The organism is Devosia sp. 2618 (assembly GCF_040546815.1).
Taxonomy (GTDB): domain Bacteria; phylum Pseudomonadota; class Alphaproteobacteria; order Rhizobiales; family Devosiaceae; genus Devosia.
Genome location: NZ_JBEPOO010000001.1, coordinates 3,322,495 through 3,345,007 on the forward strand (window position 1 = coordinate 3,322,495; position 22,513 = coordinate 3,345,007).

The window sequence follows — 22,513 nt, forward strand, 5'->3', positions numbered from 1 at the left end:
ACCCAGCCCTTATTTGGGGCCGGGGTCCATCAGGATATGGATGCGGTCGGCGCCGAGGCGGGCGAGCTTGAGCATGAGTGCCTTGCGGCGCGCTGGAGCGAGCGGCGTATCGGGGCTATCGCGCAGAATGGCGCCATCATGGCCATCGGCGACGATCAGCCCCTCGCTTTCGGGAAAGATGTCGGCATCGAGTTCGGGCGGCTTGGCGAAGAAAAAGCGGTCGGAAAACTCGCGATATTCGGGCCATTTGCGATCGACCTGAAAGTCGATCAGGCTGGACTTGATCTCGATGATCCAGATCTCGCCCTTGGGTCCGACCGCCAGCACATCGGCGCGGCGGCCATTGGCCAGCGGCACTTCGGCATAGCAGGCCATATCGTGCCGCTCGCGCAACATGCGCATGACCCCGCGCTGCACGCGCAGCGCGGTGGCCGATTGACGGAGGTCGACGATGGGCGGCAGATCGGCCATGGCCTAACCCAGTGGGGTTGCGGGTTCGGGTGGCAGGCCGGCCGGGTTTGCCAACTTGCGGGTGCCAAGCGCACGGCAGGCGATGAGACCCACGACGATGACCGGTAGCACCACGAGATAGGAGGTGCGGATATCGAGATGTTCGGCAACAAAGCCCAGCAGCGGCGGGGCAAGGAAGAACACAACGAACGTCACCTGACCGAGCGCTGCCACATTGACCGCGCTGGGGCGGTCGGTGCGTTGTGCGGCCGCCGAAACGGCCAGCGGATAGACAGCCGAACAGCCAACGCCGAGCAGCGAGAACCCGGCCAGCGCAATCCATGGCTCGGTCGCATAGGACACCGCCAACACGCCGACGGCGGCAAGGCTAAGCAGGGTCGTGGCGACGGCGCGCGGGCCGTAGCGATCAACCACGGGATCGACCGTCAGGCGGGTGGCGGCCATGAAGCCCGAGAACAGGGTCAGGCCCAGACCACCGATGAAGGGCTCAACTGTAAAGGCGTCGCGCATGTAGATGGCCGACCAGTCGATGCCAGCGCCTTCAACGAGGAAGGCGGCAATGCCGATCAGGCATAGCGGCAGCAGGCCCAGATTGGGCAGCGCGATACGCGGCGTGTCGCCCTGATGCGAGCTGGGGCGCTTGGGGGCGCTGACCATGGCATTGATGATGAGGCTGGCCACGACCAGCACGATCACGACGATGATCAGCATATGCCACTGTGGCGAGAGGCCGGTCTGACGAATACTGGCGCCGAGCAGCGCGGTGACGAAAAAGCCCAGGCTCCACGAACCATGGGCGCGGTTCATGAAGCTCTTGCCGAACTGACCTTCGAGGCGATCCGTTTCGACATTGAGATTGATCTCGAGCGCACCGGCCAGAAGACCGGCAAAGAACAGGCCGACGAAGACGGCAATGGCGGAGTCAAACCACGGCAGGATGGCGTAGATCACCGCAGTGCCGAGTACGGTGATGAAGGCCGTGGCGCGGGCGCCGAGGCGCTCGATCAGTGGGGTCGAAAAGGTCAGCGAAATCAGCGAACCAATCGACATGCCGATCAGGGTCAAGCCCAGCTGGCTCTTGTCGATCTGGAGCTGCTCCTGCAGATCGGGCAGACGGGACAGCAGCGCGCCGAGCGAAAAGGCGAAGAAGAAAAAGCAGGCGTAGATACGGTGTTGCGGCGCGAGTGTCATTGAGCAGCTGCTGTGGTTTTGGCGGGCTTTGCGCCCAGAACATGGGTGGAGAACAGGCCAATAATGACCAGCGGAATGCCGATACCGAAGGCCCAGCGAATACCGAAATGTTCGGCAATATAACCCAGAAGAGGCGGGCCGAGCAGGAAGGCGACAAAAGAAATCTGCGCCAGTGAGGCGACGTTGACGGCCGCGGGACGGTCGGTGAGCTGGGCGGCCGCAGACATGGCCAGCGGGAACAGCGCGCTGGAGCCGACGCCGAGCAGCGCCAGACCCAGATAGGCCACCCACGGCGCCTGAGCGGTGAAGACGATGACCGCACCAATGCCGAGCACGCAGAGCAGCGCCCGCGCAACGGTTGCGGGGCTATAGCGCTCGACAAAGCCATCGGCGAAAAAGCGGGTGAAGGCCTGTGCGCCGGCGCCAAGCGCCACCGCGAGACCGGCCCAGAAGGGTTCGGAGCCAAAGATATTGCGCATGTAGATGGCCGACCAGTCGATGCCGGCGCCTTCCATGATCATGGCCGCGAAACAGACGCTGACCAAGACAGCGATGGAGAGGGTTGGGCGCGCAAAGCGTGGTGGCGGCGCGGTGCTGCTGCTGATGCGGGCCTCGGCGGGCTGGAAGCGGCCGAGCAGGACCATGGTGACGACAAAGATGATGGGCACCATGATGGCGAGATGTGCCTGTGGCGAGAGGCCGATTTGAGCGACGAAGGCGCCAACCATGCCGGCAGCGAAAACGCCGAAGCTCCAAAAGGCATGGGCGCGGTTCATGATGCGGCGGCCGATGGCGTGTTCGACGCGGTCAGCCTCAAGATTGATGATGATTTCGATGGCGCCGATGGTGATGCCAACCGGCACCAGCAGCAGGAACAGCGCCAGGGGCGTCTGAGCCCAGACGGCGATGGCATAAAACACTGATAGCACCGGAATGGCGGTGAGCAGCGTGCGGCGATAGCCGATGCGCTCGATGACCGGGCTGGCAAAGGTCAGCGAGATCAAAGTGCCGACCGCGGCGCCAATCAGCGACAGACCCAGGGCCCCCTCGCCTACCCCCATGGCCTCCTGAATGGCAGGAAGTCGAGGATAGAGACTGGCCATGCAAAACGAATACACGAAGAAGGCCCCAAAGACCTTGATCTGGGGTGGCAGATCGATGCCGAATCTCATGGCTGAAATACTCGCAGGATTTCTGCGGGCGAAACTATGCGAAAAGCCAAAGCCGGGAAATAGGCACCTGAAACGATTTCCGACGATACTTGCAAAGCTGCAATAGTGGCAAAGAAGGCGGTCAGACGGCCTGGGTATAGAGATCGTCGCGCACGACATTAATGCCGGTTTCGAGATTGCGGACGATTTCGAGGCGGCGGAACTGGCCACCGCTGCGGCTTTCGCCGGGGCGATTGGGGCCGGTGACGCGGTCGCGCCGGTCGGGACCGAAATAGCCGGGTGTTTCGTAAAAGGTCAGGTTGTGGTCGATCTGGCGGCTGATGCGCTCGGCGACCCGCTCCTGGGTAAAGGGCATGGTGATGATGTCATCAAAGCCCATGTTGATGCAAAGGTCAATGGTTTCAACCTGCGGGCTGGCCGAGAAATAGACCAGGGGCGAAAACCGAACGCGGCGGCTGGGCGAAAAGCGGATGGCGTCGGCCACACCGCGCAGGGTGGTGACATCGGACACGGCGGCGAACAGGAAAAAGCAGATCGGAGTGTGATAGGACTGCTGCTCGGCGTTTTCGACACCGGCATAGGGCAGGATCGCCGCGAAATCGAGCCGCTGCGCCATATCGATCAATGCTGCGCCGGGCCCGTCCAAAGGCCCAATCACATAGGCTGAGGCTTTCATCCCCGGCCCTCCCCTGTATTCCCATGCGCATAGTAGGCACGAAGTCCTAAAACCCCGATAACGCTGGAATAATTGATTGTACGCGCCCCCGCTTTCCTGGGCACAGGCAAATAAAAATGGGCCACATGCTTGTGGCCCATTTTGGCATCTTAGTGATTTTGTGGCTTCAGATCTGCGCCAGGCAGACCGAAGTGGTGCCGCGATTGCGGAAGCCAAGCGCCGTAGCGGCTGCCTTGCTCAAATCGATAATGCGGCTGCCGTGGAAGGGACCACGATCGTTGATGGTGACCTGAACGGCCTTACCAGTACGCTGGTCGGTAACGGTGACCTTGGTGCCGAATGGCAGGGAACGATGGGCCGCCGTCATGGCGTTTTCGTTGAATGTTTCTCCGGAGGCGGCTTTCTTCCCGTTGAAACCGGGACCGTACCAGGAGGCGCCACCACATTGGGCATAGGCTGCAGTGGAGAGGGAGAGAAGGGCTGCAGCAATTGCGGCGACACGAACGGCTTTTCTAATCAAACTTCTAACTCACGTCAGTTACGGTGAGCGTTTGATTAAGGGGGCTGACAGGCCACAATGTGCCCGTATTGGTCACAACTGCCCCGACCATAGCAGGTGTTGCCCGGAAGTCGCAGAAAGTGCGGCTGCATTTCCGCCTTGTTGATTAACCATTGCCGTCAATTGGAGGATATGAATCCGCGCCACCGCGACTTGGCGGATTCTGAATCGGCGGGATCGTGGAATCGCGGATTCGCCTTGCGCGGTGTGGCCGAGAGGTCACGGTTCCCACCCGATTGCATGAAAAGCCCGATTTTGCTGAGGTTCCGCCCAAAACTGAGCTGTGGAAAGCGTCCTCCGAGGCCAATTGTGGCGCGAATGTGGCAAGAAATTCGACTTTTGGGCGCCTCTGGCTTGGAGTAGCTATGGGGAAGATGGGGGAAACCATGACCACTGCAGCTCTCTTGATGCTCGTCGGACGCGTCGCGTTCGGCCTGTTCTTTGTTATCGCCGCCTTCCGCAACACGATCCATTTCAAGGAGCGCATCCCGTCGGTCACCAATTACGGTTGGCCGATGCCGGTGCCGCTGGTGGCGGTTGGTTTTGCCATGCAGTGGATCGGCGGGCTGTCGCTGACCTTTGGGATTTACCCGATCATCGGCGCACTGGTGCTGATCGCCTTCCTCGTGCTGGCGACGACCTGCTACCACAACATGTTCATGTTCAAGGGCAAGGAGCGCGACCCGCACCTTTATCTGGTGCTGGTCAACATCACGCTGGCGGGTGGGCTGCTGCTGGTGATCGCGGATTATCTTTGAGGCTTAGGAGACTCTGCGTAGAGGTGGAGCCGAGGGTTTGACCAAGCGGCCCTTGCCCGCGCTCACGATCAGACCGAGTTCGATCAGCTTCTTGATACGCTTGCCGGTTCCACCGAGCTTATTGAACAAGGTTTTGTTGGCGTCATTGATGCGATTGCCCAATACCCCCGAGTCAAGCGGACCGGACTGACAAGCGGCGGCAATGACCTGCCTGAGCCTGGCAATCTCTGCAGCACTTAGTTGAGGTGCTGCAGGAGGCGAGGCTTTCGGTGGGCTGACGACGACCACGGGCTTGATGACGGCAACGACCGGCTCGGGCTGCAAAACCCGGAAGCTTGTGCAGGCGGCTTTGAACATCGGGCTGGGTTCGGTGCGGCTAAAGCCCATCACCGCGATACCTGCATTGCGCAGGCGCAGGGCCAGCGGGGTGAAATCGCCGTCGTGAGTGACGATGGCGAGCTTGTCGATCAGGCCACCAGCGATCAGGTCCATGGCTTCAATGGTGAGGCGGATATCGGCGCCGTTCTTGCCTTTACCGGTGCCGGGCTGAAACACCAGTTCTATGCCATGCGTGCGGCTGAGATTGATCCAGTTGGACAGGGCAGCAGATGAGAAGTCACCAACGGCGCGCTTGATCTGGATGTCATTGCCAAGAACGCGCAGCGCCCGCGCGGCGGTTTCGCAGTTGATGTTTTCGGCGTCGAACAGAATAGCGGTGCGCGATTGCGTCATGGCGAGCCCCAGGAGTGTCGGGCGAAATGCTGCCAGACGCCTCTGAAGTCTTTCCGTTCGATTTTACTGCAATTTTAGCAGTGCAGTCCGGCGCGCGCTTATTTGACGACGCGATAGTCGATGTGGGTGGCGTATTTGCTGTGGCGGGCGGCGATGGGTTCGAGTTTGGCGGTAAGACCGTCCCAGAGCCGGTCTCCCTCGCCTGCGAGCAGCGGCGCGATCTTGAGGTGGAGCGTGTCGATGTCGCCGGAATTGAGGTAGTGGCGCGTGGTGGAGACACCACCGGCAATGGCGACGTTGCGAGACCCAGCCGCGGCGCGTGCCTCGGCCAGCGCGACTTCGGGACCATTGGTGATGAAGTGAAAGGTCGTGCCGCCCTCCATCTTGATCGATGGGCGGCTGTAATGGGTCAAAACGAATACTTCAGCGTGGTAGGGCGGATTTGCCCCCCACCAGCCGGTCCATTCGGGTTCCCAGGCATCAGGACCGGGCGCGGCGAACATGTTGCGGCCCATGACGAAGGCGCCATAGCTCACGACGGCGTCGATTTCGGCGCGGTTGTTATCGGCGTCCTCAAACATCCAGCGGGCCAGTTGGCGTGGGTCGATGGTGCCGAAGGGGCGTTCGCGGGATTGATTGAGCCCGGTGCCGAAACCATCGAGCGTGAGCATCATGTGGGCGTCGACATGTTGGATCATTGCAACCTCCAGACAGCTCAGTGATGGAACTGCGCAGGCCGCCGGTCAAGGGCTGACCAAGGCGAGATTCCCGCTTTGGCGGGAATGACGTGGTGATGGTTGGGCGCTCAGACCCTTGGGCGCGGGGTCAGGCCGTGCAGAAACAGTTGCTCAAGATAGCGCGCCGCGTCCTCGAAACGGCCTTCGCCATTGCGGTTGGGTCCGAGCACGGCGCGGACCTGCACATCGAAATCGGCATAGTGCTGGGTGGTGGCCCAGATCGAAAAGATCAGGTGATAGGGATCGGCGCGGGCCAGCTTGCCCTGATCCATCCAGGCCAGCAGCACGCCGGCCTTTTCATCGACCAGACCTTTGAGGTCGATCTCGATCATTTCAATAATACGCGGCGCGCCCTGCAGCATCTCATTGGCAAACAGCCGGCTTTCACGCGGATAGTCGCGCGCCATTTCGAGCTTGCGGCGAATGTAGGAGCGGATTTCGGGGAACGGGTCGCCCTTGGCGTCCATCTCGCGCAGCGGGGCGAGCCAATTGACCAAAAGCTCGGAAATCAGGCGCCGGTGAATCTCTTCCTTGCGCGGAAAATAATACAGCAGATTGGGTTTGCTCATGCCGGCGACCTCGGCGATCTGGTCGATCGTCGCGCCACGGAAGCCATGCAGCGAAAAGACGTCGAGCGCCGCCTCGAGGATCACATCCTGTTTTTCGCGCTGGATGCGCGTCAGCGGCCGCACTTTGCCCGGCGGATGCACCGCTGCCTTGGCGTCAGCCTTGTGCTGGCGCTTAGGCAGATCTGTCGGCTCGGCACTTTTCACTTTGTGTGGCGGCATTTTCGCCTTGCTAGAAAGTTTGGGAGTGCTAACATTTTTCCAACTGGTCAAAATTTCCGGACTTAACGCCTCCGCGTCAAGCGCCAAATGACAGACCAGAGCAGAATCAATGGGAGTGAGGGTTTCGTGTCCAATTCCAACGCCGTGGTGCCGAACGACCTAAGCGCATTCTGGATGCCGTTCACGGCAAATCGCCAGTTCAAGAAATCGCCGCGCATGTTCGTGGCCGCCAAGGACATGCATTACACGACCAGCGACGGTCGGCAGGTGCTGGACGGGACGGCGGGCCTGTGGTGCGTCAATGCCGGGCACGCGCGGCCAAAGATTGTCGAAGCCATCGCCAAGCAGGCGGCAGAGCTAGACTACGCGCCAGCTTTCCAGATGGGCCACCCAAAAGCGTTCGAGCTGGCCAACCGACTGGTCGACATTGCGCCCAAGGGGCTCGACCATGTGCTGTTCACCAATTCCGGTTCTGAATCGGTCGAGACGGCGCTGAAAGTGGCCTTGGCCTATCACCGCGTGAAGGGCGACGGCAGCCGCACCCGCCTGATCGGTCGCGAACGCGCCTATCACGGTGTCAATTTCGGCGGCATTTCGGTGGGTGGCATTGTCACCAACCGCAAGATGTTTGGCACGCTGCTGACCGGCGTCGACCACATGCCGCACACCCATAACCTGGCTAAAAACGCCTTCTCCAAGGGCCTGCCTGAATATGGCGTAGAGCTGGCCGACGAGCTGGAACGCATCGTCACGCTGCATGACGCCTCGACCATTGCCGCCGTCATCGTCGAGCCCGTTGCGGGTTCGACCGGCGTGCTGATCCCGCCTGCCGGCTATCTGCAGCGGCTGCGCGACATCACCAAAAAGCACGGTATTCTGCTGATTTTCGACGAGGTCATCACCGGCTTTGGTCGCCTTGGCACCCCGTTCGGCGCCGACTATTTCGGCGTCACGCCGGATATCATGGTGACGGCAAAGGGCCTGACCAACGGCATCATTCCGATGGGTGCGGTGATGGTATCCTCCGAGATCCACGATGCCTTTATGGGCGGGCCGGAACACGTCATCGAATTCTTCCACGGCTATACCTATTCGGGTAATCCCGTGGCGTCGGCGGCAGCGCTCGCCACGCTCGAAACCTATAAGGACGAGGACCTGCTGACGCGCGGCACCGAAATGGGCGTGCATTTTGCCGAGGCGCTGCATTCTCTCAAGGGCGAGCCGCATGTCATCGACATCCGCAATATCGGCATGGTCGGCGCCATCGAGCTGGAGCCGATTGCCGGATCGCCCACCAAGCGCGCCTTCTCGGCCTTCCTCGCCGCCTATGAAGCTGGCTTTTTGATCCGCACCACGGGCGACATCATCGCGCTGTCACCACCGCTGATCATTTCCAAGGCGCAGATTGCAGAACTGATCGACGGCATTCGTACGGTCCTGAGGAGCATCGACTGATGGACATCATTGAAAACGCCGTTGCCGGTAAACGCTATGTGTCGACCGGCCGCCGCGTGCCCGTCTTCAATCCGGCCACCGGCGAAGTCTCGGCCGAGCTGCCACTGTCGACGCTGAGCGAGCTGAATGACGCGGTCGCATCGGCGAAAAAGGCGCAGGTTGCCTGGGGCAATACCCCGCCGATGAAACGCGCCCGCGTCATGTTCAAGTTCAAGGCGCTGCTCGACCAATATGCGGACGATCTGGCCCGCGAAATCTCACGCGAGCATGGCAAGGTGCATGACGATGCGCTGGGCGAAGTGGCGCGTGGCATCGACTGCGTGGACTTTGCCTGCGGCATTCCGCAACTGCTCAAGGGCGAGTTTTCGCGCAATGTCGGCCCGAGCATCGACAGCTATTCCGATCGCCAGCCGCTGGGCGTCGTGGCGGGGATTACCCCGTTCAACTTCCCGGCCATGGTGCCGATGTGGATGTATCCAGCGGCGATTGCCTGCGGGAATGCGTTTGTCCTCAAGCCCTCCGAGCGCGATCCGTCGGCTTCGATGCTGTCGTGGAAGCTCTTCATGGAAGCCGGGCTTCCCGAGGGCATTCTTAATATCGTCCATGGCGACAAAGAAATGGTCGACGGCATTCTGGATCATCCCGATATCAAGGCCGTGAGCTTTGTCGGCTCGACCCCGATTGCCGAATATGTCTATCAACGCGGCACCCAGGCCGGTAAGCGCGTGCAGGCCCTTGGCGGCGCCAAGAACCACATGGTGATCCTGCCCGACGCCGATCTCGATCAGGTGGCCGATGCGCTGATGGGTGCCGGCTACGGCTCGGCCGGTGAACGCTGCATGGCGATTTCGGTGGCCGTGCCCGTGGGCAAGGACACAGCCGATGCGCTGGTCGCCAAACTCAAGCCACGCGTTGAATCGCTCAAGATTGGCCCGGCGACCGACAAGGACGCCGAAATGGGTCCGGTCGTCACCAAGATGCACCGCGACAAGATCGTCGGCTACATCGATAGCGGCGTGGAACAGGGCGCCGACCTGGTGGTCGATGGCCGTGGCTTCACGCTGCAGGGCTATGAAGGCGGCTATTATGTCGGCGGCACGCTGTTCGACAATGTCACGCCCGAGATGACCATCTACAAGGAAGAGATTTTCGGGCCCGTGCTGTCGGTGGTGCGGACCGAAAGCTATGACGAAGCGGTCAAGCTGATCAACGACCACGAATATGGCAACGGCACCGCCATCTTCACCCGCGACGGCGACGCCGCCCGCGAATTTGCCGACAAGATCGAAGTGGGCATGGTCGGCATCAACGTCCCGATCCCAGTGCCGGTGGCTTATCACAGTTTTGGTGGCTGGAAGCGGAGCTTGTTTGGCGATCACTCCATCTACGGACCCGAAGGCGTGCATTTCTATACGCGGCTCAAGACCGTCACCACCCGCTGGCCCGCGGGCATCAAGGGCGGCGCGGAATTTAGTTTTCCGAGTGTGAAGTAGTATGCGGCTTTCGCTTGAGGTTAGCCCACCTGGCGACGCGCCCGACACGAACGGGCTCTCGGATGGCGTCTTTGTCGAGATGTATCTCGACATGGCGGGGCGCGATGCGCTCGTGCGCCAACTTCAGTCGATGAATTGGGACTACGGTCCTCGCAGCAATGATCACTTCCACCTCGGCTCCGACAAGTGGGGCGGGAGTGGCCTGACTGAAGAGCGTCGGGACCCTGACAATTTCATTTGTCGTGGCCTCAAGGTCTATCTCCGTCCCGAGGGCGAGCCCCTTTGGACGGCCCAATCCGGTAAGGAATAGCCATATGTCTGCCCCAGGAGAAAACCTTCGTATCAATGGTGATCGGCTCTGGGATAGCCTGATGGATATGGCAAAGATTGGTCCCGGGATTGCTGGTGGTAACAACCGGCAGACGCTGACCGATGAGGATGGCGAGGGGCGGCGGCTGTTTCAGCGCTGGTGCGATGATGCCGGATTGACCATGGGCGTCGATCAGATGGGCACCATGTTCATGACGCGGGCGGGCACCGATCCTGACGCCCTGCCCGTCTATGTCGGCAGCCATCTCGATACGCAGCCGACGGGCGGCAAATATGATGGCGTGCTCGGCGTTTTGGCCGCGCTTGAAGTGGTGCGCTCGCTCAATGACTTGGGGATCAAGACCAAGCATCCGATCGTGGTCACCAACTGGGCCAATGAGGAAGGTGCGCGGTTTGCGCCGGCCATGCTGGCATCGGGGGTTTTTGCCGGTGTGCACACACAGGATTACGCCTATGCGCGGCAGGATCAGGCCGGGCTGACCTATGGTGATGAGCTGGCGCGCATCGGCTGGCGCGGCGCTGAAGAAGTCGGGGCGCGCAAGATGCATGCCTATCTCGAATATCACATCGAGCAGGGGCCGATCCTTGAAGCCGAGGGCAAGCAGATCGGCGTCGTCACCCATGGCCAGGGGCTGTGGTGGCTGGAATTTACGCTAACCGGCAAGGAAGCCCATACCGGGTCGACGCCGATGAACATGCGGGTCAATGCCGGGCTCGCCATGGCGCGGATTGTCGAAATGGTGCAGGCCGTGGCGATGGACCATCAGCCGGGCGCGGTCGGTGGTGTGGGGCAGATGAAGTTTGCACCCAATTCGCGCAACGTGCTGCCGGGCACGGTGGTTTTTACCGTCGACATTCGCTCGCCGGAGCTGAGCAAACTGACATCGATGCGCGAGCAGATCGAGAGCAAGGCGCGAGCGATCTGCGAGGAGATCGGTGTTGGCTATGCCGTCGAAGCGGTCGGCCATTTTGATCCGGTGACGTTTGATCCGACGCTGGTGGCGCGGGTGCGGGCGTCGGCCGAAAAGCTCGGCTACAGCCATATGGATATCATTTCGGGCGCCGGCCACGACGCCTGCTGGGCCAACAAGGTTGCGCCCTCAACCATGATCATGTGCCCCTGCGTGGGCGGGCTCAGCCACAATGAGGCCGAAGAAATCTCCAAGGAATGGTCGACGGCTGGTGCCGATGTCCTGTTCCACGCGGTGCTTGAAACGGCGGAAATTGTGAGTTGATCCCATGCGGCTTCTGACGCGCTCGCTTGCCCTGACCGCCCTAATTGCTGCCGGCCTTTCGGCGCCTGCTGTGATGGCGCAGCAGGTCTCGGACTTTGCCGGATGCACCGGCATTTCCAACGATATCGAGCGTCTGGTGTGCTTTGACCGGGTCGCGGCGCCACTGGCCAAGGATGGCGCGGAAGCGGCGGCATGCGTGCCGATGACGGTGGAAGACCTCAAGCTCGATTACACCGAGCTGCTCGGCACCTGCGCGGAAGTCAGCGGCACGGTCATTCAGGCGGCCGATATCGTGATGCTGATGCAGTCGATGATGGATGCCAACCCGTTCTATGTCGACATCAGCGGGCTGACGCGTGACGAGCGCAAGATTTTGCTGAACTGCCCGACCGGTTGCCAGCTGACGGTGACCGGCACGGTTCAGGAAACCAATTACTCCAAGGGTATGAAGGCGGCCTCGATCCGCCAGTAGAAACAAGAAGAGGGGATAGCATGGCAAGCAAGGTCATTAAGGGCGGCACGGTCGTCACAGCGGACCTCACCTACAAAGCCGATGTGAAGATCGAAGGCGATGTCATCGTCGAGATCGGCCCCAACCTTTCCGGCGACGAGGTGCTGGACGCGACCGGTTGCTACATCATGCCGGGCGGCATCGACCCGCATACCCATCTCGAAATGCCGTTCATGGGCACCTATTCGGCCGATGATTTTGAAAGCGGCACGCGGGCGGGCCTCGCCGGCGGCACGACCATGGTGGTCGATTTCTGCCTGCCCAATCCCAATCAGAGCCTGCTTGAAGCGCTACAGATGTGGGACAACAAGACCGGCAAGGCGAGCGCGGATTACTCATTCCACATGGCGATCACCTGGTGGGGCGAGCAGGTGTTCAACGAAATGGCACAAGTGGTCGATCGCGGCATTACCAGCTTCAAGCATTTCATGGCCTATAAAGGCTCGTTGATGGTCAATGACGATGAGATGTTCTCCTCGTTCCAGCGCTGCGCGGACCTTGGCGCCCTGCCCCTCGTTCACGCCGAAAACGGCGATGTGGTTGCTGCCATGACGGCGAAGTTGCTGGCTGAAGGCAATAATGGCCCTGAGGGGCACGCCTATTCGCGGCCGCCGGAAGTTGAGGGCGAAGCCACCAATCGCGCCATCATGATCGCCGATATGGCGGGTGTGCCGCTTTACGTGGTGCATGTCAGCTGCGAGCAGGCGCATGAAGCCATTCGGCGGGCGCGGCAGAAGGGGATGCGGGTTTACGGCGAGCCGCTGATCCAGCATCTGACGCTGGACGAAAGCGAATATTTCAACGCCGATTGGGACCATGCGGCGCGGCGCGTGATGTCGCCGCCGTTCCGCAACAAACAGCATCAGGATTCGCTGTGGGCCGGGTTGCAGTCCGGGTCGCTGAGCTGCGTCGCGACCGACCATTGCGCCTTTACCACCGACCAGAAGCGGACCGGGCTCGGCAATTTCTCGAAAATTCCAAACGGCACGGGTGGGCTTGAAGATCGCCTGCCGGTGTTGTGGACGGCGGGCGTCAATACTGGCCGCATCACCATGAACGAGTTCGTGGCGGTGACCTCGACCAACATCGCCAAGATTTTGGGGCTCTATCCCAAAAAGGGCGCCGTGCTGGTGGGCGCGGATGCCGATCTGATCGTCTGGGACCCCAACCGCAGCAAGACCATCAGCGCCAAGGCGCAACAGTCGGTGATCGACTACAACGTGTTTGAGGGCTTTGAGGTCAAAGGCATGCCGCGCTTCGTTCTGAGCCGTGGCAAGGTCTCGGTGACCGAGAGTGACGTCACGGCCGAGCCGGGGCATGGCAAGTTCGTCGGCCGCGAGCCGAAGAACCCTGTGAACCGCGCGCTCAGCCAGTGGAAAGAGATCGTGGCGCCGCGCAAGATCGAACGGTCGGGCATTCCGGCTTCGGGGGTATAGCGACAGCAGCGTGATCAATATTGAGGCACGGGCCGGGAGGAGCAGGACAAGTCGGATAGCAAATCCGGCATCCTGAAAACGGCACGGAGCTTGCATTTAAAAGGACTGTCGGGCGGCAGGCATGAGCCGCCTCCCGACCAGGATAACAAGAGGGGGCATAGGCCTTTGTCCGTGACGTCGCCGACTACTGCTGCCATTTCCGACACGGGCGCCCGCGCCGTGGTATCGGCTGACCATCTCGGTCTCACCTTCAAGACCAATGATGGCGACGTCATTGCGCTCAGCGATGTGAACCTGACCATCAACAAGGGCGAGTTCGTGTCGTTCATCGGCCCATCGGGCTGTGGCAAGACGACGTTTTTGCGCACCATTGCCGATCTCGAACAGCCCACATCGGGCACGCTGACGATCAACGGGATGACGCCCGAACAGGCTCGGCAGAGCCGCGCCTATGGCTATGTGTTTCAGGCACCGGCGCTTTATCCATGGCGCACGATCGAAAAAAACATCGCGCTGCCGCTCGAAATCATGGGCTATGGCGCCGGCCAGCAGAGCGAGCGCATTCAGCGCACGATGGAGCTGGTGAACCTTTCGGGGTTCGAGAAGAAGTATCCCTGGCAACTGTCGGGCGGCATGCAGCAACGCGCCTCGATTGCCCGCGCGCTGGCATTTGATGCCGATCTTTTGCTGATGGACGAGCCGTTTGGTGCGCTCGACGAAATCGTGCGCGACCACCTCAATTCGGAATTGCTCAAGCTGTGGGCCGCGACGCAGAAGACGATCTGCTTTGTGACGCACTCCATTCCCGAGGCGGTGTATCTGTCGACCAAGATCGTGGTGATGTCGCCGCGGCCGGGCCGGGTGACCGATATCATCGAGAGCAATCTGCCCGCCGAACGGCCGCTCGATATTCGCGAGACGCCGGAGTTTCTGGCGATTGCCGCGCGAGTGCGCGACGGGTTGCGAGCTGGTCACTCCTATGATGGGGATCATGTCTAATGGGGGGCTCCAAAGTAAACGGAGCGCGCCTCACCTCTCCCCTGTGGGAAGAGGTCGCCGTGCAGCGGCGGGTGAGGGGTTCAGCGCGTGGCGCGAGCACCGCGTCTCAAACGACCTCTGAATCCCTTACCCCAACCCTCTCCCCTCAGGGGCGAGGGGGCGGATCGTGCGTGGGGCGAGTTTCATGAACCGCACGCTTCCCATTCTCACGGTTCTTCTTGCCATTCTGGTCATCTGGTATGCCGCGGCGATTGGCATGAATGCGTCGTGGCAGACGCGGCTCAATGATCGGGCCAATCTGGTCGACGTGCCGTTTACCGAATTTGCGATGCAGACCTGGGCGCAGGATCGGCCGGTGCTACCGGCGCCGCATCAGGTGGTTGGCGAAATCTGGAATGCCACGGTGGCGCTGGAAATCACCTCCAAACGCTCGCTCGCCTATCATGGCTGGATCACCCTATCTTCGACGCTGCTGGGCTTTGTGCTGGGCACAGCGCTCGGTGTCGGGCTGGCGGTCATAATCGTCCACAATGAAGCGGCCAATCGCTCGCTGATGCCGTGGATTATTGCCAGCCAGACCATTCCCATATTGGCGATTGCGCCAATGGTGGTGGTGGGGCTGGGCTCGATTGGCGTCACCGGCACCGTGCCCCGAGCGCTGATCTCGATGTATCTCAGTTTCTTCCCGGTCGTTGTCGGCATGGTCAAGGGGCTGCGCTCGCCCGAGGCGATCCAGCTGGACCTGATGCGCACCTATGACGCGACCAGCTGGCAGACGTTCTGGAAGCTGCGCTGGCCTGCCGCCATGCCGATGCTGTTTGCCTCAATGAAAGTGGGCATTGCCATTTCGCTGATTGGGGCTGTGGTCAGTGAACTCAGCAACGCGGCCGGTGGTGGCCTCGGCGTGCGGCTGCTGACGGGGTCCTATAACGGGCAGACCATTCAGATCTGGGCGGCCCTGTTTATTGCTGCAGCGCTGGCGGCAGTCCTTGTGATGATCGTTGGCTTTGCCGAGCGCATGGTCAATGCCCGCATGGGGGCACGCGCATGAGCCAGTTGCAGTATTTTCTCGCTCTTGTTGCCGGCGGTCTTTCGGCTGCGGCCTTCGCCCTGAGCTTTGCGACGCCGCTCGAACAGGGGCTGTTGCTCAAGGCGTTTTTGGGGCTCGGCTTCCTGTCGCTGATCCGGTTTTACGTGCCGCTCGGGCTGTGGGCCGATGGGGCTTTTGCGCTGCTGGGTGCCGTGGCGCTGCTGACCAGCGTCGGGGTGTTTGACCCGACGCCATCGTTCTTCTGGATCGCATTGGTCGTGGCGTGGCTGTTTGCCTGGCTGTTTGTCGAGCGGCTGTCCAAGACGCTGGCGCCGCGCCTGAGCGACAATGGTGGGCTTGGGCTTCTGATCCCGGTGGTGTTCGGGGCCGCCTTGCTGGTGATCTGGGAAGTGGTGACGCGCGGGGCCAATATTCCGCCGGTGCTGCTGCCCGCGCCGTCGATGATCGCCGCACAACTGGTCAATTCGACGCCGATCCTGTGGGCCGATTTCGTGCAGACCTTCATCAAGTCGGTGCTGCCCGGTTATGCCATCGGGTGCCTCTCCGGGTTGATCGTCGCCATCCTTGTCGACCGCTCGCCATTCCTTAAAGCCGGGCTCTTGCCGATCGGCAATTTCATGTCGGCGCTGCCCATTATCGGCATCGCGCCGATCATGGTGATGTGGTTCGGTTTTGACTGGCAATCGAAGGCCGCTGTCGTTGTCGCGATGACGTTCTTCCCCATGCTGGTCAACACCGTCGCGGGGCTCAACGCCTCGAGCATTATCGAGCGCGACCTGATGCGCACCTATGCCGCCGGTTACTGGCAAACCCTTATGAAGTTACGGCTTCCTGCTGCGGGCCCCTTCATATTCAACGCCCTCAAGATCAACTCGACTCTGGCCTTGATCGGCGCAATCGTAGCGGAATTCTTCGGGACGCCCGTCGTGGGAATGGGCTTCCGAATTTCTACAGGCGTTGGCCGTTTGGCCATCGATCTGGTCTGGGCAGAGATCGCCGTTGCAGCGGTCGCGGGGTCTGCCTTCTACGGGGTGATCGCCCTCATCGAGAGGGGCGTCACCTTTTGGCATCCGTCTGTCCGTGGTGGACGGGCGTAACAGGGAAAAAGGGAACGAAAATGAAAAAGTATATCGGAGGTTTGCTCGTCAGCGCCCTGGCGCTTTCGGCCGCTCCCGCGTTTGCGGCGGATGCGCTGACACTGCAGCTCAAATGGGTGACCCAGGCGCAGTTCGCCGGTTATCTCGTCGCTGAGTCCAAGGGGTTTTATGACGAGGAAAACCTCGACGTGACCATCCTGCCCGGTGGCCCCAACGTTGCGCCTGAGCAGGTGATCGCCGGCGGCGGTGCCGACATCATCGTGACCTGGATGGCAGCCGGCATGGCCGCACGCGAAAGCGGCGTGCCACTGGTCAATATCGCCCAGCCGTTCAAGCGCAGCGGCCTGATGATGATCTGTCCGGTCGAAAACGAGATCAAGACCGTCAAAGATTTCCCCGGCCACACGCTGGGCGTCTGGTTCTTTGGCAATGAATATCCGTTCTTTGCCTGGATGAACAAGGAAGGCATTGCCACCGATGGGTCGGCTGGCGGCGTGACCGTTCTCCAGCAGAGCTTTGACATTCAGCCGATGATCCAGGGCCAGGCCGACTGCATTTCGGTGATGACCTATAACGAATATGGCCAGGCGCTCGATGCCGGTTACGGTCCGGAAAACCTGACCATTTTCAACTATACCGAAATGGGCAATGACCTGCTTGAAGACGGGCTCTATGTGCTCGAAGACTCGCTCAAGGATGCTGCCAAGGTCGACGCTTATACGCGCTTTGTTCGCGCGTCGATGAAGGGCTGGGCCTACGCTGCCGAACATCCAGATGAAGCCGCACAGATCGTTGTCGACATGGACGATACCGGCGCCGCAACCCTTGAGCACCAGCTCTATATGACCGGTGAAGTCGCCAAGCTGGTCGATCCAGCCGACGCCAAGCTCGACATGGCTACCTATGAGCGCACCGTCAAAGCCCTGCTCGACCAGTCGATCATCAAGGCCGAACCAGAGGGGGCTTACACCACTGTCGTCACCGACGGGCTGTAAGTATTCGAAATAATGAGTGAGAGGCGGGGAGCGATCCCCGCCTTTTTTCGTAGTCGCGGCGCAGGTTTACTTGGACGTTCGGCCCCTGCCCCAATCTGCCCATATTTTGCGCATGGTCGGAACTATTCACCGCGCTTTCGGTTGTGGACACATCTGCGTCACAACAAGAGGGCTCTAAAATGAACTCCATCATCTACATCGTCGGCCTCATCGTTATCGTCATGGCGATCCTGTCGTTCATCGGTCTTGCCTGACCGCCGCTGCGGCATCAGCGACAACCACAAACACAGGAGCCACAGCCATGACCATTGACGCGCCCGCGGGCGTAGCCGTCATCGAAACCCCCGCCACCAATCGCGACCAGTCATCATATGTCGATTGGCCAGCCATCATTGCCGGCATCGTGTTGGCCTCGGCCATCAGCCTCGTGCTGATCAGCTTTGGCTCCGCCGTTGGCCTCAACTTCCTCGACTTCGGTTATGGCAAGAGCGCCAACCCGATCTTTATCGGCATTGCTGCCGCCAGCTGGTTCCTCTGGGTCCAGGTGTCGAGCTTCATGGCCGGTGGTTATCTGACCGGCCGCCTGCGTCGCCGCTATTTCGACGCCAATGAAGACGAAAGCGATCTGCGCGATGGCGCCCATGGCCTGCTGGTCTGGGCCGGTGCAGCCCTGCTCGGCGCCGTGATTGCCGTCGGCGGTATTGGCGCTGCAGCAAATGCTGTCGGTTCGGCCGCTTCGACCGTCACCACCGCCGCATCCAATGTTGCCGGCGATGCTGTCGACCCGAACGCCTACTTCGTTGACACGCTGTTCCGCTCGAACCAGCCAACCGACGCAACGGTTGCCCGTGCTGAAGCCGGTCGCATCTTTGCCCAGGCCGCTCTTGGCGATGGCGCTGTTGCTGCCGATGACCGCACCTATCTTGCCAACGCCGTAGCGGCCAATACCGGTCTCACTCCAGACGAAGCGCAGGCTCGCGTCGATCAGGTGATCACCAATGTTGAAGCTGCCCGTCAGAAGGCCATCGAAGCTGCCCGCATTGCGCGCAATACCGGCATCATCGCTGCCTTCCTGATCGCCGCCTCGCTGCTGGTCTCGGCCATTGGCGCTTTCTGGGCCGCTCAGAAGGGTGGCAACCATCGCGACGAAAACACTGTGCTCACCGGCGTCTTCCGCCGCTTCTAACAGTCAGAAAGGACATCACATGCTTCGAGGTATTGGACTTTGGCTACTCGGCGTGCCGATCTGGCTGATCATCATCATCATCTTCTTCCTTCGCTAGGAAGAGACGGAGCGGGACGAAAGTCCCGCTCTTTTTTTGAGGGGATACCGCATTACCAGTCGACATCCTCCCCCTTGAGGGGAGGGATCAAGGGAGGGGGTGGGTCGCACGCACCGCACTCTCGGAGAGATCCCCCCCACCCTGCTCGATCACGGACTTAGCTAAAGCTAAGCCCTATCTCGCTTCCCTCCCCGCAAGGGGGAGGGTGGACGACTGAGGGATAGGTGGGAGATGTGCGAGCTAGTTAAACACCCGCCGACATTTGAACTGGCCAAATTCTACCCAGCCGGTTGCCAGCACTTCGCCCTTAAAGCTCACCCAGCATTCGTCGAGCGATACCGGGGCACCGGCGCCGGTCAGCAGGATCGCGTTGCCGTGGCGGATGGCGGTTGCCTGTTGCGCGTCGAGGCGGATTTCGGGGAGGTCGGCGAAGCCCGAGGACACCGACTTCAGCAAGGCATCGCGTTCTTCGAGCGACAGCGCTTCGAGCTGGTCGATGGTGAGCGCATCGTCATCGTGGAACGGCCCGACGGCGGCACGGTGCAGAAAGCTCACGTGGCCGCGGGTACCGAGCACTTCGGCGATGTCGCGGGCAAGCGAGCGGACATAGGTGCCCTTGCCGCAGGTGACTTCGAGCGTTGATTGCTCGGTGCCGTGCTCGATCAGGGTGATGGCGTCGACGTCGATTTCGCGTGGCTGCAGTTCAACCACTTCGCCGGCGCGGGCCAGATCATAGGCGCGTTCGCCGTCGATCTTCAGCGCCGAGAAAATCGGCGGGCGCTGCATGATCGTGCCGGTGAACTGCGGCAGCACGGCTTCAAGCGCAGCCTGATCGGGGCGCACTTCCGAAGTCGCCACGACCTCGCCTTCGGCATCGTCGGTGGTGGTGGCACTGCCCCACTTGATGGCGAAGCGATAGATCTTGGTGCCATCCTGCACCTGGGGAACTGCCTTGGTCGCCTCGCCCAGCGCGATCGGCAGAATGCCGGTGGCGAGGGGATCGAGCGTGCCGGCATGGCCGGCCTTCATGGCCCCAAACAGCCACCGCACCTTGCCCACCGCCTGGGTGGACGTCATGTCATAGGGCTTGTTGAGCACGACCCATCCGGAGATGGCGCGCTTGATCCGCTTGGGCTGCTGGCTCAATGGGTTTCGCCGTCTTCGTCGTCGAGATCTTTCTGCACCTTGTCGGAGCGCAGCAGCGCATCGATGCGGCCGGCCTCCTCGAACGTGTCGTCGACATAGAAGCGCATTTCGGGTGCGAACTTCATGTTGATCTGGGGCGCGACGCGGCCGCGGATAAACTTGCGGTGCCGGTTGAGGGCCGCAACGATTTCCTCGGCATGCAGGCCACCCAGCGGCATGATGTAGGCATTGGCGATCTTGAGGTCGGGCGTCATACGCACTTCGGGCACGGTGACGACGGCGCCACGCAGCGCATCGTCATCCACTTCGCCACGCGCAAACATGGCGGCCAATGCGTGGCGCACCAGTTCGCCGACGCGCAGCATGCGCTGGCTTGGACCTATTGGCTTGTTATCTTTGCTCATGGCGTGGCCAATTAGGCCCTCACCGCGCTGCCGTCAATTGGCGACAGTCACGGTTGCGTCAGCCTGCAGCTGGGTGGCGCGCGCCTGCACCACACTGGTGGGCACCGGCCAGGAGGCTGCATCGGATGGATTGAAGGCCGGACCGCGCCATTCCTGATAGACGATGGCGACGCCATTTTCGGTCTTGGTGAAGCTCATCACCATGATCTCGCCCATGCCGGCAAAGCCGGTCAGCCGGTCGAGATAGGCGCCACAGGCAAAGCCGAGCGGAGCGAGCCGGTCGCCCTGATCGGCGCCGAGCTGGAAGAAGCCGGTGAGTTCGGGCTTACAGGTCTGGGCATAGCCAGCCATAACCACATTGCGGTAGGCAGTCAGCGTGCGGGCGTCGGTATAGGTGATGCGCGCGCCATAAAGCGTCTTCCACAGCGCTTCGCTTTCGCCCTTGGGATAGATTTCGAGCAGGGCCTGGCTGTCGTCGGAGCGATAGGTGGAATCCACCAGCGGCCAGACATTGCCCGCGCTTAGCTGATCGGCGGACAGCCAATCGGGCAGCGGCATTTTGAGCGCATGGCCATTGGCCGAGAGCACCAGCGACTGGCCTTCCTCGGCGATTGGCGCTTCGGAAATGACCTGAGCCTGCGCGACGCTAGTCGACAGCATGGTGCCGACAACGAAGCCGGCCAATATCTGCGTGCGGGACAAAACCATGCCGGAGGAACTCCTCACCCAATCGATGTGTGTGCCTGATCGGAGCCCCCAACGAGCAGCACAGCCTGGGCGGAGGCTTAGGGGGGATTAAGTCCTTCTCGCAACCCCTCGCGGGAGCGATTGCGGCGATGGCGGGGGCAGCGGGGATTTAGCGCAACACTTGGGGGCGTCAGGTGCGCAGGTTGTGTGCGGAATCGGGCAGCACGCGATGCGGCGGCGGATGGCCATCCATGAAGGCGCGAATATTGACGATGACCGTCTCGCCCATTTCAACGCGCGCTTCGAGCGTGGCCGAAGCCATATGGGCGGTGAGAACCACTTTGCTGGTATCGGCCAGCGCCAAGAGGCGCGGGTTGATGCCACGGCGGTTCTCGAACACATCGAGTGCAGCGCCGCTTAAATGCCCTGCTTCGATCTGGTCGACCAAAGCGGCTTCATCGACCAGTTCGGGGCGGCTGACATTGACCACGAAACTGCCTGCCTTCATGCGCTGCAGGCGTTCGGCAGAAAGGATGTGGAAGGTTTCGCGGGTGTGCGGCGTGTGCAGCGAGACGATATCGACCGCCTCAAGCATGGCATCGAGGTCATCCCAATAGGTGGCGCCGAGCGGCGTCTCGATGGCGGGCGGGCGACGATTGCGCGAGAAATAATGGATATTAAGGCCAAAGGCCTTGGCGCGCTGGGCAACGGCAGTGCCGATGCGGCCCATGCCGACAATGCCCAGATTTTTGCCGCGCAGGCGATGTCCAAGCATCGAGGTGGGTGACCAGCCGGGCCAGACCCGGTCGCGCAGCAGCATCTGGGTGCCCTCGACCAGGCGCCGGGGCAGAGCCAGCATCAGGACCATCGCCATATCGGCGGTGTCTTCGGTCAGAACGCTGGGGGTATTGGTGACCGTCAGGCCTGCGGCCCAGGCCGCCTCGACATCGATATTGTCGATCCCATTGCCAAACTGGGCGATCAGCCGGACGCTTTTGGGCAGGCGGGCAATGAGATCGGCGTCAATCTGGTCGGTGATGGAACAGACCAGCACTTCTTTGCCCTCGAGCCCCTCGACGATGTCATCACTGGTCAAAGTCACATCGTCTTGGTTGACGTGCGTCTCAAAGAGCGTCGCCATGCGCGCCTCGATGGTCTCGGGCAAGCGTCGGGTGACCAGTATGTTTGGTTTTTGGCTGCTCATCAGGTCCGGGACTGGTGGTGCCAAACTTGTGGAAATCACCAAGCTTCAGCGCCCATTAAGGAACATTGGCTACTGATAGGGCAATTCCATTTAATCTGCAAAG

General features: G+C 61.2%; 24 protein-coding genes. 12 read left to right on the forward strand and 12 right to left on the reverse strand.

Translation table 11 applies throughout. The features are described 5' to 3' along the window. Positions 1 to 9: 9 nt before the first annotated feature. From ABIE28_RS16425 to ABIE28_RS16445, 5 genes are all read right to left on the reverse strand, one after another. Positions 10 to 471, reverse strand: coding sequence for an MmcB family DNA repair protein (locus tag ABIE28_RS16425; RefSeq protein ID WP_354064778.1), 462 nt, complete (start codon positions 469 to 471; stop codon positions 10 to 12). 3 nt (positions 472 to 474) lie between these two features. Continuing rightward, positions 475 to 1,662, reverse strand: a complete 1,188-nt coding sequence (locus ABIE28_RS16430; protein ID WP_354064779.1) for an MFS transporter — start codon at positions 1,660 to 1,662, stop codon at positions 475 to 477. After that, positions 1,659 to 2,834 (reverse strand): MFS transporter, encoded by a 1,176-nt coding sequence (locus ABIE28_RS16435; protein WP_354064781.1) that lies wholly within the window; start codon positions 2,832 to 2,834, stop codon positions 1,659 to 1,661. Before ABIE28_RS16435 ends, ABIE28_RS16430 begins: the two co-directional genes overlap by 4 nt. A 121-nt stretch (positions 2,835 to 2,955) precedes the next feature. Beyond that, complete coding sequence (locus tag ABIE28_RS16440) at positions 2,956 to 3,510, reverse strand: response regulator (RefSeq protein ID WP_354064783.1); 555 nt, start codon at positions 3,508 to 3,510, stop codon at positions 2,956 to 2,958. 166 nt (positions 3,511 to 3,676) lie between these two features. After that, on the reverse strand, positions 3,677 to 4,030 hold the full coding sequence (locus tag ABIE28_RS16445) for a septal ring lytic transglycosylase RlpA family protein (protein ID WP_354064785.1): 354 nt from the start codon (positions 4,028 to 4,030) through the stop codon (positions 3,677 to 3,679). 425 nt (positions 4,031 to 4,455) lie between these two features. Here ABIE28_RS16445 and ABIE28_RS16450 point away from each other — a divergent pair, with 425 nt between their 5' ends. Then, positions 4,456 to 4,827: a DoxX family protein gene (locus ABIE28_RS16450; protein WP_354064787.1), complete on the forward strand. Its 372-nt coding sequence runs from the start codon at positions 4,456 to 4,458 to the stop codon at positions 4,825 to 4,827. Positions 4,828 to 4,830: 3 nt separating this feature from the next. Here ABIE28_RS16450 and ABIE28_RS16455 read toward each other — a convergent pair whose 3' ends face one another. The 3 genes from ABIE28_RS16455 to ABIE28_RS16465 form a co-directional block, all read right to left on the reverse strand. After that, a complete protein-coding gene (locus ABIE28_RS16455) occupies positions 4,831 to 5,559 on the reverse strand; it encodes an NYN domain-containing protein (RefSeq protein ID WP_354064789.1) in 729 nt (242 codons plus the stop codon). 98 nt (positions 5,560 to 5,657) lie between these two features. Next, a complete protein-coding gene (locus ABIE28_RS16460; RefSeq protein ID WP_354064790.1) occupies positions 5,658 to 6,257 on the reverse strand; it encodes a dihydrofolate reductase family protein in 600 nt (199 codons plus the stop codon). Positions 6,258 to 6,364: 107 nt separating this feature from the next. Then, positions 6,365 to 7,084 carry a TetR family transcriptional regulator C-terminal domain-containing protein gene (locus ABIE28_RS16465; protein ID WP_354064791.1) on the reverse strand — a complete coding sequence of 240 codons (720 nt, stop codon included), beginning with the start codon at positions 7,082 to 7,084 and terminating at the stop codon, positions 6,365 to 6,367. Between the two features lie 87 nt (positions 7,085 to 7,171). Between ABIE28_RS16465 and aptA the strand changes: the two genes are divergently transcribed. From aptA to ABIE28_RS16520, 11 genes are all read left to right on the forward strand, one after another. After that, a complete protein-coding gene (aptA, locus tag ABIE28_RS16470) occupies positions 7,172 to 8,539 on the forward strand; it encodes an omega-aminotransferase AptA (protein ID WP_502913398.1) in 1,368 nt (455 codons plus the stop codon). Further along, positions 8,539 to 10,032 carry a CoA-acylating methylmalonate-semialdehyde dehydrogenase gene (locus ABIE28_RS16475; RefSeq protein ID WP_354064793.1) on the forward strand — a complete coding sequence of 498 codons (1,494 nt, stop codon included), beginning with the start codon at positions 8,539 to 8,541 and terminating at the stop codon, positions 10,030 to 10,032. The genes aptA and ABIE28_RS16475 overlap by 1 nt, the downstream gene beginning before the upstream one ends. A 1-nt stretch (position 10,033) precedes the next feature. Then, positions 10,034 to 10,342: a hypothetical protein gene (locus ABIE28_RS16480; RefSeq protein ID WP_354064794.1), complete on the forward strand. Its 309-nt coding sequence runs from the start codon at positions 10,034 to 10,036 to the stop codon at positions 10,340 to 10,342. Between the two features lie 4 nt (positions 10,343 to 10,346). Further along, positions 10,347 to 11,597: a Zn-dependent hydrolase gene (locus tag ABIE28_RS16485; RefSeq protein WP_354064796.1), complete on the forward strand. Its 1,251-nt coding sequence runs from the start codon at positions 10,347 to 10,349 to the stop codon at positions 11,595 to 11,597. 4 nt (positions 11,598 to 11,601) lie between these two features. Further along, on the forward strand, positions 11,602 to 12,069 hold the full coding sequence (locus ABIE28_RS16490) for a hypothetical protein (RefSeq protein WP_354064798.1): 468 nt from the start codon (positions 11,602 to 11,604) through the stop codon (positions 12,067 to 12,069). A gap of 20 nt (positions 12,070 to 12,089) precedes the next feature. After that, positions 12,090 to 13,544, forward strand: coding sequence for a dihydropyrimidinase (gene hydA / locus ABIE28_RS16495; protein WP_354064800.1), 1,455 nt, complete (start codon positions 12,090 to 12,092; stop codon positions 13,542 to 13,544). A gap of 171 nt (positions 13,545 to 13,715) precedes the next feature. Then, positions 13,716 to 14,543: an ABC transporter ATP-binding protein gene (locus ABIE28_RS16500; protein WP_354064802.1), complete on the forward strand. Its 828-nt coding sequence runs from the start codon at positions 13,716 to 13,718 to the stop codon at positions 14,541 to 14,543. 184 nt (positions 14,544 to 14,727) lie between these two features. Beyond that, the gene (locus ABIE28_RS16505; protein ID WP_502913399.1) at positions 14,728 to 15,594 is read left to right on the forward strand and encodes an ABC transporter permease; all 867 of its coding nucleotides are present in this window, start codon (positions 14,728 to 14,730) and stop codon (positions 15,592 to 15,594) included. Next, a complete protein-coding gene (locus tag ABIE28_RS16510; protein WP_354064805.1) occupies positions 15,591 to 16,691 on the forward strand; it encodes an ABC transporter permease in 1,101 nt (366 codons plus the stop codon). The genes ABIE28_RS16505 and ABIE28_RS16510 overlap by 4 nt, the downstream gene beginning before the upstream one ends. A 20-nt stretch (positions 16,692 to 16,711) precedes the next feature. Next, entirely contained in the window at positions 16,712 to 17,686 is a 975-nt protein-coding gene (locus ABIE28_RS16515; protein WP_354064807.1) for an ABC transporter substrate-binding protein, read from the forward strand. Between the two features lie 301 nt (positions 17,687 to 17,987). Further along, positions 17,988 to 18,872 (forward strand): 6TM ABC transporter family protein, encoded by an 885-nt coding sequence (locus ABIE28_RS16520; protein ID WP_354064809.1) that lies wholly within the window; start codon positions 17,988 to 17,990, stop codon positions 18,870 to 18,872. Positions 18,873 to 19,209: 337 nt separating this feature from the next. Here the strand turns inward: ABIE28_RS16520 and truB are convergent, their stop codons facing one another. From truB to ABIE28_RS16540, 4 genes are all read right to left on the reverse strand, one after another. Then, positions 19,210 to 20,115, reverse strand: coding sequence for a tRNA pseudouridine(55) synthase TruB (gene truB / locus ABIE28_RS16525; protein WP_354064810.1), 906 nt, complete (start codon positions 20,113 to 20,115; stop codon positions 19,210 to 19,212). Next, positions 20,112 to 20,519 carry a 30S ribosome-binding factor RbfA gene (gene rbfA, locus ABIE28_RS16530; protein ID WP_354064812.1) on the reverse strand — a complete coding sequence of 136 codons (408 nt, stop codon included), beginning with the start codon at positions 20,517 to 20,519 and terminating at the stop codon, positions 20,112 to 20,114. Before rbfA ends, truB begins: the two co-directional genes overlap by 4 nt. Positions 20,520 to 20,552: 33 nt before the next feature. Next, positions 20,553 to 21,227 (reverse strand): hypothetical protein, encoded by a 675-nt coding sequence (locus ABIE28_RS16535; RefSeq protein ID WP_354064814.1) that lies wholly within the window; start codon positions 21,225 to 21,227, stop codon positions 20,553 to 20,555. A 169-nt stretch (positions 21,228 to 21,396) separates the two neighbouring features. Then, a complete protein-coding gene (locus ABIE28_RS16540; protein ID WP_502913400.1) occupies positions 21,397 to 22,410 on the reverse strand; it encodes a 2-hydroxyacid dehydrogenase in 1,014 nt (337 codons plus the stop codon). Positions 22,411 to 22,513 lie beyond the last annotated feature (103 nt).

Coding starts and splice junctions, on each gene's coding strand:
- ABIE28_RS16425 (WP_354064778.1), bottom strand. CDS start 471: ATGGCCGATCTGCCGCCCATCGTCGACCTCCGTCAATCGGCCACCGCG.
- ABIE28_RS16430 (WP_354064779.1), bottom strand. CDS start 1,662: ATGACACTCGCGCCGCAACACCGTATCTACGCCTGCTTTTTCTTCTTC.
- ABIE28_RS16435 (WP_354064781.1), bottom strand. CDS start 2,834: ATGAGATTCGGCATCGATCTGCCACCCCAGATCAAGGTCTTTGGGGCC.
- ABIE28_RS16440 (WP_354064783.1), bottom strand. CDS start 3,510: ATGAAAGCCTCAGCCTATGTGATTGGGCCTTTGGACGGGCCCGGCGCA.
- ABIE28_RS16450 (WP_354064787.1), top strand. CDS start 4,456: ATGACCACTGCAGCTCTCTTGATGCTCGTCGGACGCGTCGCGTTCGGC.
- ABIE28_RS16455 (WP_354064789.1), bottom strand. CDS start 5,559: ATGACGCAATCGCGCACCGCTATTCTGTTCGACGCCGAAAACATCAAC.
- ABIE28_RS16460 (WP_354064790.1), bottom strand. CDS start 6,257: ATGATCCAACATGTCGACGCCCACATGATGCTCACGCTCGATGGTTTC.
- ABIE28_RS16465 (WP_354064791.1), bottom strand. CDS start 7,084: ATGCCGCCACACAAAGTGAAAAGTGCCGAGCCGACAGATCTGCCTAAG.
- aptA (WP_502913398.1), top strand. CDS start 7,172: ATGACAGACCAGAGCAGAATCAATGGGAGTGAGGGTTTCGTGTCCAAT.
- ABIE28_RS16475 (WP_354064793.1), top strand. CDS start 8,539: ATGGACATCATTGAAAACGCCGTTGCCGGTAAACGCTATGTGTCGACC.
- ABIE28_RS16480 (WP_354064794.1), top strand. CDS start 10,034: ATGCGGCTTTCGCTTGAGGTTAGCCCACCTGGCGACGCGCCCGACACG.
- ABIE28_RS16485 (WP_354064796.1), top strand. CDS start 10,347: ATGTCTGCCCCAGGAGAAAACCTTCGTATCAATGGTGATCGGCTCTGG.
- ABIE28_RS16490 (WP_354064798.1), top strand. CDS start 11,602: ATGCGGCTTCTGACGCGCTCGCTTGCCCTGACCGCCCTAATTGCTGCC.
- hydA (WP_354064800.1), top strand. CDS start 12,090: ATGGCAAGCAAGGTCATTAAGGGCGGCACGGTCGTCACAGCGGACCTC.
- ABIE28_RS16505 (WP_502913399.1), top strand. CDS start 14,728: ATGAACCGCACGCTTCCCATTCTCACGGTTCTTCTTGCCATTCTGGTC.
- ABIE28_RS16510 (WP_354064805.1), top strand. CDS start 15,591: ATGAGCCAGTTGCAGTATTTTCTCGCTCTTGTTGCCGGCGGTCTTTCG.
- ABIE28_RS16515 (WP_354064807.1), top strand. CDS start 16,712: ATGAAAAAGTATATCGGAGGTTTGCTCGTCAGCGCCCTGGCGCTTTCG.
- ABIE28_RS16520 (WP_354064809.1), top strand. CDS start 17,988: ATGACCATTGACGCGCCCGCGGGCGTAGCCGTCATCGAAACCCCCGCC.
- rbfA (WP_354064812.1), bottom strand. CDS start 20,519: ATGAGCAAAGATAACAAGCCAATAGGTCCAAGCCAGCGCATGCTGCGC.
- ABIE28_RS16535 (WP_354064814.1), bottom strand. CDS start 21,227: ATGGTTTTGTCCCGCACGCAGATATTGGCCGGCTTCGTTGTCGGCACC.
- ABIE28_RS16540 (WP_502913400.1), bottom strand. CDS start 22,410: ATGAGCAGCCAAAAACCAAACATACTGGTCACCCGACGCTTGCCCGAG.